This window comes from Arsukibacterium sp., from assembly GCF_033721375.1.
In the GTDB taxonomy this organism is placed as follows: domain Bacteria; phylum Pseudomonadota; class Gammaproteobacteria; order Enterobacterales; family Alteromonadaceae; genus Alishewanella.
The window spans coordinates 168,498-185,784 of sequence record NZ_JAWWAP010000002.1 but is presented as its reverse complement, the minus strand read 5'-3'; the positions used below and the strand labels follow the sequence as shown (position 1 = coordinate 185,784).

General features: G+C 50.0%; 13 protein-coding genes. 9 read left to right on the top strand and 4 right to left on the bottom strand.

The annotated features are described in order from the left end of the window. Both R3187_RS03990 and R3187_RS03985 read right to left on the bottom strand, forming a co-directional pair. The gene (locus R3187_RS03990; protein WP_318965410.1) at nt 1-1,011 is read right to left on the bottom strand and encodes an ArsJ-associated glyceraldehyde-3-phosphate dehydrogenase; all 1,011 of its coding nucleotides are present in this window, start codon (nt 1,009-1,011) and stop codon (nt 1-3) included. Nucleotides 1,012-1,030: 19 nt separating this feature from the next. Beyond that, the gene (locus R3187_RS03985) at nt 1,031-1,375 is read right to left on the bottom strand and encodes a metalloregulator ArsR/SmtB family transcription factor (protein ID WP_318965409.1); all 345 of its coding nucleotides are present in this window, start codon (nt 1,373-1,375) and stop codon (nt 1,031-1,033) included. A 161-nt stretch (nt 1,376-1,536) separates the two neighbouring features. On the opposite strand from R3187_RS03985, the gene R3187_RS03980 reads away from it, so the two are divergent. From R3187_RS03980 to R3187_RS03945, 8 genes are all read left to right on the top strand, one after another. Further along, nucleotides 1,537-2,271 carry a phosphate signaling complex PhoU family protein gene (locus tag R3187_RS03980; protein ID WP_318965408.1) on the top strand — a complete coding sequence of 245 codons (735 nt, stop codon included), beginning with the start codon at nt 1,537-1,539 and terminating at the stop codon, nt 2,269-2,271. Between the two features lie 222 nt (nt 2,272-2,493). Continuing rightward, nucleotides 2,494-2,715, top strand: coding sequence for a hypothetical protein (locus R3187_RS03975; RefSeq protein ID WP_318965407.1), 222 nt, complete (start codon nt 2,494-2,496; stop codon nt 2,713-2,715). Nucleotides 2,716-2,868: 153 nt separating this feature from the next. Further along, the gene (locus R3187_RS03970; protein ID WP_318965406.1) at nt 2,869-4,500 is read left to right on the top strand and encodes a methyl-accepting chemotaxis protein; all 1,632 of its coding nucleotides are present in this window, start codon (nt 2,869-2,871) and stop codon (nt 4,498-4,500) included. A gap of 120 nt (nt 4,501-4,620) precedes the next feature. Beyond that, nucleotides 4,621-5,649, top strand: a complete 1,029-nt coding sequence (locus R3187_RS03965; protein ID WP_318965405.1) for a substrate-binding domain-containing protein — start codon at nt 4,621-4,623, stop codon at nt 5,647-5,649. A gap of 169 nt (nt 5,650-5,818) precedes the next feature. After that, nucleotides 5,819-7,216 carry a phosphate ABC transporter permease subunit PstC gene (gene pstC / locus R3187_RS03960; RefSeq protein WP_318965404.1) on the top strand — a complete coding sequence of 466 codons (1,398 nt, stop codon included), beginning with the start codon at nt 5,819-5,821 and terminating at the stop codon, nt 7,214-7,216. Nucleotides 7,217-7,234: 18 nt separating this feature from the next. Beyond that, the gene (gene pstA / locus R3187_RS03955) at nt 7,235-8,611 is read left to right on the top strand and encodes a phosphate ABC transporter permease PstA (RefSeq protein ID WP_318965403.1); all 1,377 of its coding nucleotides are present in this window, start codon (nt 7,235-7,237) and stop codon (nt 8,609-8,611) included. Between the two features lie 131 nt (nt 8,612-8,742). Then, nucleotides 8,743-9,528 (top strand): phosphate ABC transporter ATP-binding protein PstB, encoded by a 786-nt coding sequence (gene pstB, locus R3187_RS03950; RefSeq protein ID WP_318965637.1) that lies wholly within the window; start codon nt 8,743-8,745, stop codon nt 9,526-9,528. 275 nt (nt 9,529-9,803) lie between these two features. After that, nucleotides 9,804-10,712 (top strand): porin, encoded by a 909-nt coding sequence (locus R3187_RS03945; protein WP_318965402.1) that lies wholly within the window; start codon nt 9,804-9,806, stop codon nt 10,710-10,712. 68 nt (nt 10,713-10,780) lie between these two features. On the opposite strand, the gene R3187_RS03940 is transcribed toward R3187_RS03945, so the two are convergent. Both R3187_RS03940 and R3187_RS03935 read right to left on the bottom strand, forming a co-directional pair. Beyond that, complete coding sequence (locus R3187_RS03940) at nt 10,781-13,441, bottom strand: TonB-dependent receptor domain-containing protein (RefSeq protein WP_318965401.1); 2,661 nt, start codon at nt 13,439-13,441, stop codon at nt 10,781-10,783. Nucleotides 13,442-13,543: 102 nt separating this feature from the next. Beyond that, a complete protein-coding gene (locus R3187_RS03935; protein ID WP_318965400.1) occupies nt 13,544-16,228 on the bottom strand; it encodes a hypothetical protein in 2,685 nt (894 codons plus the stop codon). Nucleotides 16,229-16,596: 368 nt separating this feature from the next. Here R3187_RS03935 and phoB point away from each other — a divergent pair, with 368 nt between their 5' ends. Next, complete coding sequence (phoB, locus tag R3187_RS03930) at nt 16,597-17,283, top strand: phosphate regulon transcriptional regulator PhoB (RefSeq protein ID WP_318965399.1); 687 nt, start codon at nt 16,597-16,599, stop codon at nt 17,281-17,283. Nucleotides 17,284-17,287 lie beyond the last annotated feature (4 nt).

The window sequence follows — 17,287 nt, the reverse complement described above, 5'->3', positions numbered from 1 at the left end:
TCAGACCTGATCCTGCAAACCAACCATTTTCGCCAGCTCGACGGTACGGTTAGCGTAGCCCCATTCATTATCGTACCAGGCGTATATTTTTACCTGGGTGCCATTAATCACCATGGTGCTCAGCGCATCGATGATGCTGGAGCGTGGGTCGGTTTTGTAATCAACCGACACCAGCGGCCGGGTCTCAAAACCGAGAATGTCTTTCAGTTCACCTTCTGCTGCCGCTTTGAGCATTGCGTTCACTTCTTCGGCTGTGGTCTCGCGTTCCACTTCGAACACGCAGTCAGTCAGCGAAGCGTTGGTCAGCGGTACCCGCACCGCATGGCCGTTTAAACGGCCTTTTAATTCCGGGAAAATTTCAACAATAGCCGTGGCCGAACCGGTCGTGGTCGGGATTAAACTGCTGCCACAGGCCCTTGCGCGGCGTAAATCCTTATGCGGGGTGTCCATAATGCTCTGGGTATTGGTTAAGTCATGAATGGTGGTAATTGAACCATGCTTAATACCCAGTTGTTCATGGATAACTTTGACCACCGGCGCCAGGCAGTTAGTGGTGCAGCTGGCCGCAGTGACTATCTGATGTTTAGTTTTGTCATACAACTGATGATTAACACCCATGACTACATTTAACGCACCGGCTTCTTTTACCGGGGCACTGACCACCACCCGCTTTACGCCTTGCGCTAAATAATCCTGCAGAGCGGCAACGGTTTTCATTTTGCCCGACGCTTCAATTACCAGATCGCAGCCTGACCAGTCGGTATCGCTGATGGTTTTATTGTGACTAACAGCAATGGTTTTGCCGTTGATCACAATGTTACTGCCCTCGGCACTGGCATTATGGCGCCAGATACCATGTACCGAATCAAAATTCAGCAGATGGGCATGGGTAGCAGCATCAGCGGCCGGATCGTTAATCTGCACAAACTCCAGTTCAGGCCAGTCAAATGCTGCGCGCAGCGCCAGGCGGCCAATCCGGCCAAAACCATTAATTCCCACTTTTATGCTCATGTCAGTTTCCTTTTTATTATCAGCAACAACTCTGCGTAGCAGGCCGCTCTGATACCAGAGTGAGCTGTTGCCGGCAGGGCGCCAGATACGCCACATTCGTCAACAGGGTTTGTTGTAACACCTTCTGGGCCCAGGCGGGCAGTTCAGGGTGCAGTGAATAAAACACCCACTGGCCACTGCGCCGGTCCGCCAGGATATTGGCTTTTCGCAGCTGAGCTAAATGGCGGGAGATTTTTGGCTGGCTCAGCTCCAGTGCGGTCATCAGCTCACAGACGCACAGCTCTTGCTGCTCGGTGATTAACAGCAGGCTTTTTAACCGGGTATCGTCGGCCAGGGCTTTGTAAAATACCAGGGGGCTTAACATAGGGTGGTAAAACCGGGTGGGTTAAATATGCGAATAATCATATATGCATTTTTCCATATGTCAAGCCGTCAGCCAGCAGGTCATTGCTGTTAAGCTATGCTTTACCGTTGGTAGTGGCAGCGTTAAGATGCGGCCATAACCCGATTGCCATAGGAACCACTATGCCAAATGACAGCCAGTCAGCAACAGCCAGCAATCACACTGAGCCAGATAGCGGCCAGCCAGACTTCAGTGTTGAAATGACCCAGGCCCGGCAGCGGTTACACGCGGTCAGCAGTCTGGCCCTGCAACAGTTTGAACAGGCGCTGAGTGCTTATCAGAGCAGCAATAGCCGACTGGCACAGCAGGTGCTGAGCCAGTTGCAACGCGCTCATGATTTTGAAGTAGCAATGGATGATCATTGTCTTGATATGTTAAACCATACCGCCAGCGATCGTGAATTAAGGTTGGTGCTGGCATTGTTAAAGGCGATCAGTGATATCGAGCAGATTTGCAACCAGAATGTGCAGATAGCCCAGCAGGTGCTGCTGAACACAGCAACACCACCGTCGGTAAAGCAGCTGGCTGCTATTGATACCCTTGCCACGCCGGTGGGCACTATGCTGACGTTGGCGCTGGCGGCACTGCAGCAATCCAGTACTGCCAAGGCTGAGCAGGCGCTTGATATGGCCGCAACCGTTAATCAATGTTATGGCGCGATTTTACGGCACAATCTGGCTGATAATGGTCAGCAACCGGATCAGCTCGATGCGGTGTTAGGGGTGAACTGGGTGGCCAGAGCCCTGGAGCGGATTGCTGAGCACAGTGTTAATCTGGCCAGGCAGGCCATATTTATGGCCAGAGTCAGCAGGGGGCAATCAGCCCGGGTTGAACTGCAGCCCCGACGCCCCCGGTAAGGCCTGATCCGGTCAGGCAATCAGTGGTTAACAAATCATTAAACAATATGACGTAATTATGACTGGGTGCATATTGCTGCCACAGTAATAATTCCATTAAAAACATTAGGTTATGTTTATTTTAAAAATATTATCAACCTTCACTAAACTGTAATAAAAATATGCTAGACAGCCGCTGCTGCGCTGACTATAGTCTGGATAAGACGTAGCAGGAGTACAGTGATGAAAATGAATAATAAACATCTGATAGCAGTATTAGCAGCGGTAACACTTTTGGGTTTAACGGGGTGTTCCAGCCTGAGCAAACAGCAATACACTTATGTGGTAGACAATGACCGGCTGACAGAAGCCAACAGTTTAACCCGTACCTCAAAACATACCGGCCATGTGGTTTGGTTAAACCCGCCAACCAAAAGAGTAGCGGTAACCAAAGACGAAAAATAAGCCTGCCGGCTAAATGTTAAAACCCACCCGCGAGGTGGGTTTTTTTATGTGCAGGCTTAACCCTGGTTGCGGCCTGATTAACACCGGAATTTGTCATAAAAACGTCATTTATAGCGCGTATCCTCAGCGGCAAACGCTGCCTGAGAAGTCGCTATGTTGTCCAAACTGAATATATCACAACGCATTTTATTACTTGGCCTGCTACCGTTATTGGTACTGGCATCGGTGCTGATGGCCAGTTTCTGGGCAGCCCAAACCAAGGATAAATTGTTTAACCAGCTTTACAATCAACATCTGGTGATCCTGTCTGATGTAATGAGTGCCCAGAAAATTATTCAGCAGCAGGGATTAATTGAGATCCGTAAATATCGAACTGGTTGGGCATCCGCTGAAAATACCCGGACTACTGTATTGGCGCAGCTGGAGCAGGCGCAGCTGCATTGGCAGAGCTTTACGGCAAAACGGCCGGCGCTCACTGAAGAAAAGGGTTATCAGGCACTGGATGAGGCCTTTGCCGGAGCGATTAAGCAGTATGAAGAGTGGTTGGCGTTTGCCGGCTCTGATGCGCTGCTGGTTCGTATTTTAAATGAGTCAACCATTAATGGTGAAATTGAGCGCCGTATCACCGGCTTCGCCGATTTGGCCGATGCTTTTGTTCAGCAACAGATTGCCGCTGCGGCAGTAGTGCGTGACCAGTCGGTAAACTTTACCGGGATGCTGGTTAAAGTCTATCTGTTTGGTGGGGTATTTTTGCTGCTGGCGATTGCCGGTCTGGTCCTCGCAATTCAGCGCTCAGTGTCAATGCCGTTAAATGGCTTAAAAAGCTTATTGCTGCAAGTCGCCCAGCAATCTGATCTGCGATTACGGGCTGATGGCCAGGGCCGGGATGAAATTGCTCAGGCGGCAAGGGCGTTAAACAGCATGCTGCAGTCGTTTGCGGAGCTTATTCAAAATCTCGGTAGCAGCGCTGATGCGCTTAGTGAGCAGTCAGGGCAGGTTTCTGCGGTAAGTGTTGAAGTCAGCAGCGGGTCGGCCCGCCAGACCGAACAGGTAAGTCAGGTAGCGACAGCAGTTGAACAAATGAGCATGGCGATCCGCCAGGTGGCAGAAAATGGCAAAAGTGCGGCATACCGAGCCGAGCAAGCCGAGCAGTTCAGCCATGACGGCAGTCTGGTCGCCGCCAGTAGCATGGCAACGACTGAACAGTTAGAGCAAAAAATGCAGCAGGCCAGTAGTGTTATCAGCCAGTTGCAACAGGACAGTAGCCAAATATCCAGTGTGCTGGAAGTGATCCGGAAAATTTCAGAGCAAACCAATTTACTGGCACTGAATGCAGCAATTGAAGCTGCCCGTGCCGGTGAAGCCGGTCGCGGTTTTTCTGTGGTGGCAGATGAAGTGCGGATGCTATCTGCCAATACCCAGCAGGCAACAGAATCAATCCGCACCATGATAAGCAAGTTGCAGCAGCAGGCTGATTCTGCGGTAGCCGCAATGGCCCAGGCTGCGGCACAGGCCAGTGAAAGTGTCGGCCAGTCACGCCAGACTGATCAGATGTTCCGGCAAATCGCCGGGGCAGTTAAACAAATTGTTCAGCTAAATGCAGAAATCTCAGTGGCAACGGATGAGCAACAGCAGGTTGCCACCGCTATTGCCGATAGCATTACTATGCTTAACGACGATATTCGTCAGCTTAACAACGGGACCGGGCGTTCATCCGATGCCAGCAAGCAGCTCAATATACTGGCCAGACAACTGGCGGAGGGGTGTCAGGCGTTTAAAGTGTAAAGAACCGCAGCCATCACCCGCTGTTACCCTTTGCTTTTACAATGACTGTCATATTACTGACATAAAAGTATCGCATAATGCTTGCCATTAAATGCATATTTCCAGCCGAGGATTTACCAAATGAAAATGAATAAGCTTACTAAACTGATTGTCGCTTCAGCCGTCAGCCTGGCGTTTGCAGGGCAGGCTCATGCCAACCGCGATACAGTGCAGGTAGCGGGTTCGTCTACTGTGCTGCCTTTTGCGTCGATTGCTGCTGAGGAATTCGGTAACAATTTCGCCCAGTTCCGTACTCCGGTTGTTGGCTCAGGTGGCTCTTCAGGTGGTTTGCGCCAGTTCTGTCAGGGTGTGGGCACCAACACTATCGATATTGCCAACTCGTCACGGCAAATTCGCCCGGCAGAAGTCGCCGCCTGTAAAGAGAATGGCGTTAATGAAATCATCGAAGTTAAAATTGGTTATGACGGCATTGTGTTTGCGTCACGGATTGATGCCGGCATCTTTAAATTAAAGCCAGAACACGTGTTTCTGGCCCAGGCTGCTCAGGTGCCACAAAATGGCAAAATGGTCGCCAACCCCTACACTAACTGGCAGCAGATTGATAAGTCTTTACCAGATCAGGCTATTTTACTAGCCATCCCGGGTTCTAACCACGGTACCCGCGAAGTATACGAAGAGAAAGTGATTATCGACGGTTGTAAAACCTTTGCTGAAGTACAGGCTTTAGCAAAAGCCGAGCAGAATAACTTCTGTTTAGCGATGCGCACTGATGGCAGTGTGGTTGAAATCGCCGGTGATTATACTGAAACGCTGGCCCGGTTACAGGCGCAGAAAAATGCCCTGGGTGTGTTTGGTTTAAGTTTCTATGAAGCGAACCGCGACCGGATTAAAGTCGCGACTGTCAGTGGCGTTGAACCAACGGTTGATAATATCATCGAGGGAACTTACCCGGTGTCGCGGCCTTTGTTTTTCTATGTTAAAGGTGAGCATATCGGTGTTATCCCGGGTTTAAAAGAGTTTGCTGAATACTTTGTCTCTGATGCGGCATCAGGTTTTGGCAGCCCACTGGAAGCCGCAGGTTTAATTCCGCTGGATGATGACGAACGGGCAAAAATGCTGGCCAGAATTCGCGCGAAAAAGTCTCTGTAACAGCTGTTGCATGGTACAGAAAAGAAGAGGGCCAGGCGGTCCTCTTTTTCTATTTCAGTAATATGACAGCGATTGTAATAAAACTGCAATATGCGCGCGTTAAGCTTGCGCGGCTTATTAAAGAAGTATGTCCCCTGTGGGATAACCCGGATTGGCGAATGGAGCAAGCATGAGTAATTTTTCGTTAATTGTACTGCTGCTGGCGTTGATGGCGGTTGGCTATCAACTTGGCATGGTACGCAGTCGCAAGGTCGCGACAGTTAACCCGCAGCAAAAAATGCACTCCAGGCCGCATCATTACGGCATGATGGTGGGCCTATGGGCGGTTATCCCTGCTTTGTTTATTCTGGTGCTGTGGACTCTACTGGCACCTGGTGTGATCAGTAGCATGGTGGCAGCGCAATTGCCGCCGGAAGCGCTGGCAGCAGAAGGGATGAATGCCGAAGTCATTATGCGTCGGATCAGTAACCTGGCTGCCAATTTTGGGGTGGTGGCGGAAGCTGAACAATGGGAGCTGGCCGCTGCAGCTTATATGCAGCAGTTAAAAAGCAGCAGTGCCTTGCTGTTAACCGGCCTGATGGCAGCAATAGCAGCCGCAGGGTTGTTTTTCAGCTATAAACGGATTAAGCCGCAGCTGCGGGCCCGCCATCAGATCGAGCGGACCGTCAAAGCGGTATTAATTATCTGCTCCACGATCGCAATTTTAACCACCATTGGCATCGTGTTGTCGATGGTGGGCGAGACCATCAAGTTCTTCACTTTTGTACCTCCGGCAGATTTCTTTTTTGGTACCACCTGGAACCCCCGTTTCTCAACAACCGGCGTCACTGAGGGATCACTGACCGGTAGTCAGGGAAGTTTTGGTTTATTGCCACTGTTATCCGGCACCATGCTGGTGGCTGTTATTGCCTTGCTGGTGGCTATTCCACTGGGGTTAATGGTCGCTATTTACCTGGCCGAATATGCGCCTGCAAAATTCCGGGCGACTGCTAAGCCAATTATCGAAGTGCTGGCCGGCATTCCTACCATTGTCTATGGCTTTTTCGCGCTGGTAACAGTGGGGCCGTTTCTGGCTGATTTTGGTGCCAGTATTGGCCTGACGATCCGCGCCACCTCTGCCCTGACAGCCGGTGTGGTCATGGGTATTATGATTATCCCTTTTATCTCATCGTTGTCTGACGACATCATTACCCAGGTGCCAAAAGCATTGCGTGATGCCTCGCTGGGGCTTGGCGCAACTAAGTCTGAAACCGTACGAAAAGTGGTTTTGCCAGCAGCCTTACCCGGTATTGTCGGCGCTGTTTTGCTGGCAGCCAGCCGTGCTATAGGCGAGACCATGATCGTGGTTCTGGCGGCCGGTAACAGTCCAACCCTGACCGCTAACCCGTTTGAGGCGGTATCGACAGTGACCGTGACCATTGTTAACCAGTTAACCGGTGACAATGATTTTGCCAGTCCGCAGTCGTTAGTAGCCTTTGCACTGGGTCTGACCTTATTTGTGATTACCTTGCTGCTGAATGTGGTAGCGCTGGTGATAGTGCGTAAATACCGGGAACAATACGAGTAACTTATGACTGAGCAGAATATGAATTCAGCGCAAGCAACATCGGCCGGACAACCGGCGCCGCTGAGTAAAACTCAGCAAAAGGTGGCGGCGTCACTAAACCGGCGCCATCGCCAGGAAAAGCTGTTTAAAGGCATCGGTCTGACTGCGGTGCTGATCAGCCTGACGCTGGTGGCGATCCTATTTATTAATATTTTTGCCAAAGGTTTACCGGCGTTCTGGCAATCGGCCATTACCCTGGATATTTACTTTGACCCGGAAATTATTCAAATCAGTGACAAGCCGGTGCAACAGCCGGATGAAACTGAAAATGCCTTCCGGCAACGCTATCTGGAATGGCAGACTGAAGTCGGTATGATCAATTTTAACCGGTTAATTCTGGAAGGCCTGTATAAGGTGATCCCTGAAGCGGCAGAACGCCAGCACCGGCGGGACGCAGCCCGGATTGTGACCTCCGGTGAGCGCTACGCCCTTCGGGATATGGTTGTTGAAAATCCGGATATAATTGGCCAGACCAAAACGGTCGATTTGCTGACGGATGCCAATATCGATGTCTGGTTAAAAGGTAATATTGACCGTAGCCTGCCGGACTCGCAGCAGCAGTTAAGCCCGAAAGTTCGGGAGTGGGTGGCGATGCTGTCAGAGCAGGGTATTATTCAGAACCGTTTCAGCTTTGCCCTGTTTATGAACCCGGATTCACGTAGCTCGCTGGCATCTGCCGGTTTAGCCGGAGCTTTTATGGGCTCCTTGTATATGATGCTGGTGGTGATTTTTCTGGCGGTACCGATGGGTGTGGCTGCAGCAATCTACCTGGAAGAGTTTGCCCCAAAAAATAAGCTGACCGACTTAGTGGAAGTGAATATTAATAACCTGGCTGCGGTGCCTTCTATTGTGTTTGGTTTGCTGGGGGCTGCGGTATTTATTGGCTGGTTTAAATTGCCAATGTCCGCGCCGATAGTGGGTGGTCTGGTGCTGAGTTTAATGACTTTGCCTACCGTCATTATTGCCACCCGTTCAACCCTGAAAGCGATACCGCCGTCCATCCGTCAGGCCGCGCTGGGTCTTGGCGCATCAAAAATGCAGGCGATATTTCACCATGTTTTACCGCTGGCGGTACCGGGCATTTTAACCGGTGCTATCCTCGGTGTGGCGCAGGCCCTTGGTGAGGCTGCACCACTGCTGCTGATAGGCATGAAGTCATTTGTGGCTCAGGTACCCACCGGGCCCTTTGAACAGTCTACGGCGTTGCCGGTACAAATTTTCCTGTGGCAGGGTAACGAGCTGCGCAACTTCTTTGAGGCGCGCACCTCTGCAGCCATTATTGTGCTGCTGGCATTAATGCTGTCATTAAATGCGCTGGCGATATGGCTGCGTAAAAAGTATGAAAAACGCTGGTAAGCGATGCGGGGAAACAGTGCTGGTAGCAATAAATGAGTAACCCGGCCCAACCCGGCATATCAACTAAACAAGATGTAATATTAACCGAACACGATGTAACCTTACACGGTGTAACTAAGGCGGATTTAGCGATGACAGCAATTGAGACTAGCAGCAGCGGCAAGGTAAAGATGACAGCGCGCGATGTCAAGGTATTCTACGGTGACAACGAGGCTATTCACGGCGTTAACCTGGATGTCATTGAAAACGAAGTTATCGCCTTTATCGGCCCGTCTGGTTGTGGTAAATCCACCTTTTTGCGCTGTCTGAACCGGATGAACGATACCATTGATATCTGCCGGGTAACCGGCAGTATTAAGATGGATGGCCGGGATATATACGATCCGTCACTGGATGTGGTGCAGTTAAGAGCACAGGTGGGCATGGTATTTCAAAAACCAAACCCGTTTCCGAAATCGATTTATGAAAATATTGCTTACGGTCCGCGCTTACACGGCCTGGCCAGCCGCAAGTCAGAACTGGACGACGTGGTCGAGTCCAGTTTACGTCGTGCCGGCCTCTGGAACGAAGTCAAAGACCGGCTGGACCAGCCCGGCACCGGTTTATCGGGTGGTCAGCAACAGCGACTGTGTATCGCCCGCAGTATTGCCGTCAGCCCGGATGTGATCTTAATGGATGAACCCTGTTCGGCACTGGATCCTATTGCTACCTCTATTATTGAAGAGCTGATAGACGAGCTGAAACAAAACTTTACTATTGTTATCGTTACTCACAATATGCAGCAGGCGGCGCGGGTGTCTGATCGGACCGCTTTTTTCCACCTCGGCGATTTAATTGAGATTGGTGCCACTAATGAAGTGTTCACCAATCCAAAGAATAAAAGAACTGAAGATTATATTACCGGCCGCTACGGTTAAGCGGCAACCGGTTAAAAAAAATAAAAAGGAGCTGCGGCTCCTTTTTTTATTTTTTTGCGATAAGTGCTGGCTATCTGCTTAATTTGATGAATACTTTTGCTAAATGAAATTGGCTGGTGTGGCTTGTTGCAGTCATAAAATCATCATCTTAAAGTCATAAAATTGCCACCTTGTCATCTAAATGTCATAAAGTGGCCATAATATAGCCGCCGTCAACAACAGCAGTAATTAGTGCGCTGGCAGCATTGGTTACGCCACTAACTCAGGTGCAGAATATGAAAAAATCAGTAGTAGCTTTAGCAATGGCTTTGGCAGGTACAATCACAACAGTGCAGGCCGACCCGGTAACAGTCTATGGTCAGTTGAATGTATCGGCTCAATCCAGTGATGAAGGCGATGGCCGCTTCTCTGAGTTAAAGAGCAACAGCTCACGTTTTGGTTTAAAGGGCGATTTTGCCCTGGATAATGGTTTAACTTTGGTTTACCAACTGGAATGGGCTGTTGATATGGCTGATGTTGGCGGTGGTGACAATATTACCTCGCGCAACCAGTATGTCGGGTTGAAAGGCAATTTTGGTGAAGTGCGGCTGGGCCGTCATGATACCGCCTTAAAAGATGCTCAGGGTAAAATTGACTTATTTAGTGATTACGAAGCTGACGTTAAGAACCTGTGGCGCGGCGAAGTTCGGGCCAGTGATTCGGTTACCTATTACACGCCAACGGTAAATGGCTTTGGTGTGCATCTGACTTATGTAATGGAAGACGCTGCAGATGCTGAAGATGCGTTCTCAGCAGCCGTCTATTATGGTGACGAAAACCTGAAAGACAGCACTTTCTATGCGGCCGTTGCGATGGATTCAGAGGTTGCCGGCTTTGACGCCATGCGTGCTCAGGCTCAGGGTAAAGTGGCAGGCTTTAAACTGGGGGCGATGTATCACACTCAGGAAAATATTGTCAGTGGTCTGGAGCAGGATGGCTGGTTACTGAGTGCCGCTTACCCGCTGGGTAAAACCGAGTTAAAAGCCCAGTATCAAACGCTGGAAGATGACGACGCGGTAAGTATCGGCGTTGATTACAAAGCTGGTAAAAATACCACCTTGTTTGCCTGGTACAGCAGCTTTAATCTGGATATGGCTGCGCCGGATCGTGACTATCTGGCTGTAGGTATTAAGCACAAATTCTAAGCTTATGATGTTATAAAAAACGCCGGTCACTGACCGGCGTTTTTGTTTCCACTGTTATTAAAAGCCGGTTAGTAGCGGTATGAAAAGCTTAAACTGTAGCTCTGGCCTTCAGTGCGCTGCTGCAGAATTTCGCCCTGTTGCAGAATTTCCACTTCTTCATCCAGTAAGTTTTTCAGGCCCAGTTTCACGGTCATATTCTCCAGCGGCGTATAACCATAGGTGAAATCCAGTGAATGGAACGGCTGCTCAAAGGCATCGTCTTTGTCGTTAACCCCGGCAAAGGCGATCCGCTTACCAAATACGTTATAGGTAAGAGTCGCATTGTGCTGGTTATTATCAGAGTCAAAACCCAGTTGCAGGTTAGCAACATACTTGGAGTGACCGCTTAAACCACGCTTCAGATTGGTTAAGTCGGCACCGGGGAATGGCTGAATATTAATTTCAGACTCACTGACAGTCAGGTTGCCGGCAACAAAGAAGTTATTGGCAAACTGGCCAAAATCACCACTGAACATATTCAGCTGCTGTAAAAACTCTGCTTCTGCACCATACACCTTGCCGCTCTGGGCATTGCGGAATGACATCAGCAGGTTACCATCAGAGCCTGACAGTTCGATAGCTTCAATCGGGTTTTCCAAATCTTTGTAAAACAGCCCAAAGCTGTAGTTACTGGTGTCGTAATACCATTCCAGGCGGGCATCAAAACTGCCAATGTCGGTGCTTTTCAGGCCGGCAAAACCGGTGACTTTAAAGTCAGTCAACGGGTCAACGTACAACACCGGTGTCACTTCCCGTAAGTCTGGCCGCACTACCGTTTTACTGTAACCAAAGCGGGCCTGCAAATCGTCATTAACAAACCAGGTTAATGACAGCGCCGGGTAGAAGCCATCTTCCATTAAAATGGAGTCAGTGACATTGCCGCTGACATTGCCATTAGCACCCAAGGGTAACGAGATTTGTTTAAAATCTTCGTAACGCACACCAATATTTAACCGCAACAGATAGTCATAGTTAAGTTCCAGCGCGCCGTAGCCGGCATCAATCATCTGTGCCGCCACATAATCGTCGGCCTGAGTAGTAACGTTGGAAATTTTAAAGCGATTAGCCGGGTTTAAAATATTGCTGTCAGAGAAAATCTCCGAGAAGCTGCCTGACAGTTGCTCAAGGCTATAGCCTACGGTATCAAAGTTAAAGCGATCGGTCTGGGCATTACGGCTGCGTTCAAAGTAACTGTAGCCGCCGCTGAAGGTCATCTCAGCTTTACCGAATGTCAACGGTAGCTTCATATTCCAGCTCAGGTTTTCAGTGTTATCTTTCATATCACTGAAACTGTAATTTACCGCATTCTGATTGCGGCGCAGGAATGAAAACACTGAACCATCGTCCTGGGTTTCATTCAGGTAACGATATTCAACTTCACCGGGCGCATTGCGTCGTGCTTTGGCATCGGTGTACTGCCAGTCCAGCGCTAAATCCATCAAATACGGGAAGTTATGCTTACCACGCAGCTGATTACTCAGCATGGTGCGCTCTTCATACAAAATGCTGGTATCGGTATTAGAACGGTTAGTCTCGTTAATAGTTTCGATACTGTCGCCGTTTTTAATCTTAATTTCGTCTTTGGTGTCACTAAGGTAAATGGTTGAGGTTTCCAGCCGGTGGTCAACCCCCAGCTCTAAACCAAAGTTCAGCATACCCGACAGTTTTACCTGATGTTCAGTACCTTTAATATCATCGTAGCGATTCAGCGGCACCAGATTATCACCTGATACTGAGTAATAACGTTCACGCTCGTCAATATTCTGAGTGGAGCGATCGTAGCTAAGGCCGGTCATTACCCCGAAAACCACATTTTTGGTCAGATCAAAACGGGTGCCAAACGAGGCACTGGCGTCGAAGTCAGGCTTTACTGTAGTGCGGCTGATATCAATATCGCGGTTAAAGGCGGTACCCAGCTCACGCACTATGGTTTCTGCCTGCGCCAGCGTAGATGCATTAATGCCGCCTAAGGCTTCAGCGATATTAACCGGTGTCAGAACGCCATATTGTTGCTGGGCCGAAGCCAGTGCCGGCGAAATGCTGCGCTGGCCATCGTCTTTGCCGCGCCAATCGTCGCCACCACCGGCATAGTCAAAACCATCATCGCTGTTCAGGCTGTTATAGCCGGTACCCACTGAGACATTAAAACTGGTTTGCAGCGGAATTGCGGTGGTGCGAATATTAACATTACCACCACCGAAAGCCGCCGGCAGCTCTGGTGAATAGGCTTTTTGTACTACTAAACTTTCAATAATACCGGCCGGAAACATATCCAGCGGAATAACGTTACGGGTAGGGTCCGGGCTTGGCACCATGGCGCCATTTAGTAAGGTACTGGAATAACGCTCACCTAAGCCGCGAACATAAATAAACTTGTCTTTTACCAGGGTTAAGCCGGTAACCCGACGCAGGGCGGCTGCAGCGTTGCTGTCACCGGCACGGGAAATTTGTTCCATACCGAGTACTTCTGCTACATAGGCTTGCTCACGACGTTCTGCAGCAGCAGAGGCAGCAGAGCTCATCAGGCGGCCGGATACAGAAATACGTTCTACTTCTTCCTGCCCGGCTTGAGTGGGTTCTGGCGTTTCTTGTGCGACGGTATTTAACGACATCATCGCAGTGGTCGTGCCTAAGGCCAGCAGTACACTGCGGCCAACACGGCTGAAACTAAATTTTTGAATGCTGCTCATCTGAACGTTGTCCTATCAGCTTAAAACGGTTACTAGTCTTGGTATATCGAATGTCTGAATAAGAAAAGGCACTGCCGGGTTGCCCCGGCAGTGCCGATTTGCTTAGTCTTCCAAGCCAACTGTCCAGCCAGCAGTCCAGTCATTACCGGCTTCAACTGCACCGATGAAGTCTACCGCTTCAAAGAAGCTATCAAGCGCAGACATATCTTTTGGTGCGGTGGCGTCGATGGTAAAGATGCCGTCCAGTACTGCAGCCTGGTTAGCTGCCACACTATTGCCTTGCTGGCCCAGGAACCACTGTTCAGTGGTGGTACCGTTGCCCAGGTCGCCTTTAAATGGCTCGGCACAAGCGATAACCGAATGCGTCATGGTTAATGAGCCGGCCGCTGCCAGGGCTTTAGTTTCGTTTGAATCAAATTCCAGACACTCGCCCATGGTCTCAGGACCGGTGATAACGAAGTTAGCCAGCTGAGCATTGGTACCGGCGCGCAGTAATACGCCTTCTGAGTCATCGTCACCGTCAAAGCTGTTACCAATAATGGTCATATTGGCGATGGTTGGGTTTGATACCGGAGTAGCAGTGAAATTGCCAGACTGGTTATCGGCTTCAATACCGCGGTTAGCCTTGGCGCCATCGGCAGCATGTTTTACCAGCACAAATTGCAGTTTACCGTTCCAGCCATCGGCCCAGTCTACTGAGTCGTCGCCGTTAGCGGTTAACACCACGTTTTTACAGCTGACGCTACCACCGAACATTTCGATACCGTCATCCACGTTCTGGTGAACCTGGATATTTGCACACTCAGTACCTGAACCAACACCAGCAAAAGTAATACCGTTTAATTCGTTATCCGGGATAACTTCAAAACCAGCATGTTTGACTACTACATAGTTTAAGGTACCGCTGCTATCTTCTGCATTTGCACCACCGTAAGGGCCGGCTTCGCCTTCTGCCTGAATTTCACAGCTGGCTAAGTCTGCCTGATTACATTTGTTGCTTGGCGCGTTACCCAGCAGGACTAAACCACCCCACTGACCGGCTGCTGTAGGCGAGCCGATTATGTCCTGTACTGAGGTCATGACGATAGGGTTGGCGGCGGTACCATTAGCTTCAATTTTTGAGCCACGGGTAACCACCAGGAAGTCAGCACCTGATTTTCCGTAAATCCGCACGCCGGGTTCAACAGTCAGGGTGGCGGCGGTGGTGTTATCCACACCAATCCGTACCCTGCCACTTAGCACATAGTCAGCACCCGCAGCCAGGGTCACGTTGGCCGTAATGTCACCGGTTAACTGACAGTTTAAGCGGCCCGATAAGCTGTTAACTTCGCTGGTGCCGGTAGGGCAGGCAGCTAAGTCATCTTCCGGGTGAATACCCACAGTCCAGCCTACTGTCCAGTCATCTTCACCGTCAAAGGCACCAATGTAATCAACATTGTCGAACCAGCTGTCAACGTTATTTGCGACATTGTAACCATTACCCAGGGCCGGTGAATTCGGCGCAGGGATATAGCCACCTAGTAAGGCGTCGCCAATAATGTTGCCCGGCTGAGCGCGGAACCAGGCGTTAGCATCCAGCGTAACGTTACCCGCGTCATCTGTAGAGTTTTTGGTTGGTTCGGCACAGTCCAGAATAGAGTTGCGGAAGATAATTTCGCCATTGCCAGTGTTCGTTACTGATTCAGCAGAGTTTATTTCAAAGCACTCACCCATACCTGCCGGGCCGGTGACAATAAAGTTGTACAACTCACCGGCCGTACCTGCGCGCAGCAACACGCCTTCTGAATCATCTTCACCATCAAAGTTATTGCCGATGATAGTCATGTTGGCAATTCGCGGCTTGGATACTGGTTCAGCGGTAAAGTTACCTGACTGGTTGTCAGCTTCAATACCACGGTTTGCTTTGGTGTCGTTCGGGTTGTGACGAACCAGGACGTGCTGCATCCGGCCACTCCAGCCATCTGCCCAGTCTAAGGAGTCATCGCGGTTGCCGGTTAGCACGACGTATTTTGCGTCTACCGTACCGCCAAAAAATTCTACGCCGTCATCCAGATTGTTATGTACCTGAATGTATTCAACACTGGTACCTCGGCCAACACCGGCAAAGGTAATACCGTTTAGTTCGTTGTCCGGGATAACTTCGAAACCGGCATAGCGTACCTGGACGTATTTAAGAGCGCCGCTGTTATCTTCCGGATCTGCACCGCCGTATGGGCCGGCTTCGCCTTCTGCCTGGATTTCACAACTGGCCAGAGCAGCCTGGTCGCATTTGTTACTTGGTGCGTTACCTAATAAAACCAGGCCACCCCATTCTGCTGATGACTCATTATCAGATAAGCCCAGCATGTCATTAACAGACGTCATAACAATGGGTGCGTCTACCGTACCTACTGCCTGAATTTTTGAGCCGCGGGCGATAACCAGATAATCGGCACCGCTTTTACCGAAAACAAAGGTGCCAGGTTCAATAGTCAGAGTGGCGCTGTCCGCGTTATCGTTACCAACGGTAACTTTGCCGCTCAGTGACCAGGCAATATCATTGCTTAAACGGGTATCACTGGTAATGGTGCCGCTGATTTCGCATACTGGCAAATCAACACCGGCCAGGCTATCGCCTTCGGTGGCAAATGCCGGACAATCTGAGGTGACCGGTGGCGGAGTACCACCGCCGCCGTTACCGCCGCCGTTATCATTACCACCAGCATTAACGACTAAGTCGCCACCACAGCCGGCCAGTATTAATGCTGACGCTATTGCGCTTAGTTTTAACAGTTTGCGTAAAGCCATTACCATCTCTCCATTGAGTTGTTATAGGTGTTGCCAATCAAGTTGCTGGCACCCTACAGCAGGCGAATGACGCTTTTATTACAGTAATGCGACGCCTGAGTTACAGTGATGGCTGCTTGTGGTGGGCTCTGGGGCGGCAGTAACGCTGTCAAAAAAAATTCATTTTACTGTCATGCCATAGCGGTCCGGCTAAGGTTTTAATATTGTGATAATTGTTATTTATTTGTATTGCTTGCTGGCCGTTTAGCCCGCAGCCAAGATTAACCTCGTGTTTTCATAAAAATGTCATAAACTGCAGTAATACTAGGCAGCAGAGACAGTTAGAACCGTCCGGTAGTGTTGCCGGCTAACAGAATGTGGTGAACCTTATGGCAAGAAAGATCCTGGTGGTGGAAGATGAAGCCCCGATCCGCGATATGTTGTGCTTTGTACTGGAACAAAATGGTTATCAGGCTATTACTGCTGAAGATTTCCCCAGTGCGGTCAATCAGCTGATTGAACCTTATCCGGATTTAGTCTTGCTGGACTGGATGATCCCGGGTGGTAGCGGTATTCAGTTTGCCAAAAAAATGAAGCAGCATGAACTGACCCGCAATATCCCGATTATTATGATCACCGCTCGTGGCGAAGAAGAAGACAAAGTACGCGGTCTGGAAGTGGGTGCCGATGATTACGTCACCAAGCCGTTTTCACCGAAAGAGCTGATGGCCCGGATAAAAGCAGTGATCCGCCGGGTTTCGCCTACCAGCCTGGATGAAGTGATTGAAGTGCAGGGCCTGAAACTGGACCCGGTAGCACACCGGGTCATGGCGGAGCAGCAACCACTGGATATGGGGCCGACTGAGTTTCGGTTACTGCATTTCTTTATGACGCATCAGGAGCGGGTATACAGCCGTGAGCAGTTGCTCGACCATGTCTGGGGTACCAATGTTTATGTGGAAGACCGTACGGTTGATGTGCATATTCGTCGCTTGCGTAAAGCGATTTCTATCGCAGGGCATGATAAGCTGGTGCAAACTGTGCGGGGCTCAGGCTATCGCTTTTCTGCTAAGTAGGTTT

What these genes read in the sequence shown, in the direction of transcription:
- R3187_RS03990 (WP_318965410.1), bottom strand. Translation starts at nt 1,011, where the DNA reads ATGAGCATAAAAGTGGGAATTAATGGTTTTGGCCGGATTGGCCGCCTG.
- R3187_RS03985 (WP_318965409.1), bottom strand. Translation starts at nt 1,375, where the DNA reads ATGTTAAGCCCCCTGGTATTTTACAAAGCCCTGGCCGACGATACCCGG.
- R3187_RS03980 (WP_318965408.1), top strand. Translation starts at nt 1,537, where the DNA reads ATGCCAAATGACAGCCAGTCAGCAACAGCCAGCAATCACACTGAGCCA.
- R3187_RS03975 (WP_318965407.1), top strand. Translation starts at nt 2,494, where the DNA reads ATGAAAATGAATAATAAACATCTGATAGCAGTATTAGCAGCGGTAACA.
- R3187_RS03970 (WP_318965406.1), top strand. Translation starts at nt 2,869, where the DNA reads ATGTTGTCCAAACTGAATATATCACAACGCATTTTATTACTTGGCCTG.
- R3187_RS03965 (WP_318965405.1), top strand. Translation starts at nt 4,621, where the DNA reads ATGAAAATGAATAAGCTTACTAAACTGATTGTCGCTTCAGCCGTCAGC.
- pstC (WP_318965404.1), top strand. Translation starts at nt 5,819, where the DNA reads ATGAGTAATTTTTCGTTAATTGTACTGCTGCTGGCGTTGATGGCGGTT.
- pstA (WP_318965403.1), top strand. Translation starts at nt 7,235, where the DNA reads ATGAATTCAGCGCAAGCAACATCGGCCGGACAACCGGCGCCGCTGAGT.
- pstB (WP_318965637.1), top strand. Translation starts at nt 8,743, where the DNA reads ATGACAGCAATTGAGACTAGCAGCAGCGGCAAGGTAAAGATGACAGCG.
- R3187_RS03945 (WP_318965402.1), top strand. Translation starts at nt 9,804, where the DNA reads ATGAAAAAATCAGTAGTAGCTTTAGCAATGGCTTTGGCAGGTACAATC.
- R3187_RS03940 (WP_318965401.1), bottom strand. Translation starts at nt 13,441, where the DNA reads ATGAGCAGCATTCAAAAATTTAGTTTCAGCCGTGTTGGCCGCAGTGTA.
- R3187_RS03935 (WP_318965400.1), bottom strand. Translation starts at nt 16,228, where the DNA reads ATGGCTTTACGCAAACTGTTAAAACTAAGCGCAATAGCGTCAGCATTA.
- phoB (WP_318965399.1), top strand. Translation starts at nt 16,597, where the DNA reads ATGGCAAGAAAGATCCTGGTGGTGGAAGATGAAGCCCCGATCCGCGAT.